The sequence below is a fragment of the Paractinoplanes rishiriensis genome, assembly GCF_016862375.1.
Lineage (GTDB): Bacteria > Actinomycetota > Actinomycetes > Mycobacteriales > Micromonosporaceae > Actinoplanes > Actinoplanes rishiriensis.
On the sequence record NZ_BOMV01000171.1, the window covers coordinates 1 to 964 of the forward strand.

At 74.6% G+C, this 964-nt stretch carries 2 protein-coding genes; both read right to left on the bottom strand.

The features are described from left to right. The coding region (locus Ari01nite_RS49450) for a histidine kinase dimerization/phospho-acceptor domain-containing protein (protein ID WP_239163716.1) at positions 1-420 on the bottom strand (420 nt) is incomplete at its 3' end. Next, positions 417-964: response regulator transcription factor (locus Ari01nite_RS49455; RefSeq protein WP_203791703.1), on the bottom strand; the 548-nt coding region annotated here is incomplete at its 5' end. The genes Ari01nite_RS49450 and Ari01nite_RS49455, both read right to left, overlap by 4 nt.

Genomic DNA, 964 nt, shown 5'->3' on the forward strand with positions numbered 1-964 from the left:
GTCCTCGAGTGCCTCGGCCATCGCCCGCAGCCCGGCGAGCGGGGTGCGCAGGTCGTGCGACACCCAGGCCACGAGGTCGCGGCGGCCGGCCTCGAGCCGCTGCTCGCGTTCCCGGGCGGCACGGGCCCAGACCGCGGCGGCGGCGAGCCGGCGGCCGAAGAGGGCGCCGACCAGCAGGCTGACGGCGGCCGAGGCCAGCACGGTGACGAGGACAACGTGCAGGTCGTGGCCGGACAGGAACATCGCCGAGGCGACCGTGGCCACCCCCGCCGCGACGGCGAGGACGGTGACGGTGAGCAGCAGCAGGATGTGTACGAGGACGGACCGGCCGCGCAGCAGGCGCAGCGCGACCGCGCCCGCCGCGCCGACCGCGCCGCCGGCCAGCAGCGCGTACAGGCCGATGAGCAGCATGTCCCTCATGAACCGCCCGCCTCGTACCGGTATCCGACACCCCACACGGTGCGGATGCGGGACGGCTCGGCCGGATCACGTTCCACCTTTTCGCGCAGCCGCCGGACGTGCACGGTCACCGTCGAGTGGTCGCCGAACTGCCAGCCCCAGACCTTGTCCAGCAGCTCGGCGCGGGACCAGGCCCGGTCCGGGTGGCTCATCAGGAAGGCGAGCAGGTCGAACTCGCGCACGGTCAGCGTTAGGGGAGCACCGTCCAGGGTTGCGGTGCGTCGCCCGGTGTCGGCGGTCAGGCCATCGTCGGCCAGCAGGACGGGTGTGGCGGGCCCGGCCGGCGGGCCGGCGGCGCGGCGCAGCACCGACCGGATCCGCAGCACCAGCTCGCGCGGGGAGAACGGCTTGGTCACGTAGTCGTCGGCACCGACCTCCAGACCGAGCACGCGGTCGGCCTCCTCGCCGAGCGCGGTCAGCATGACCACCGGCAGGTCCGGCAGCCGGTGCCGCAGCCGCCGGCACACCTCGACGCCGTCCAGGCCGGGCATCATCACGTCCAGCA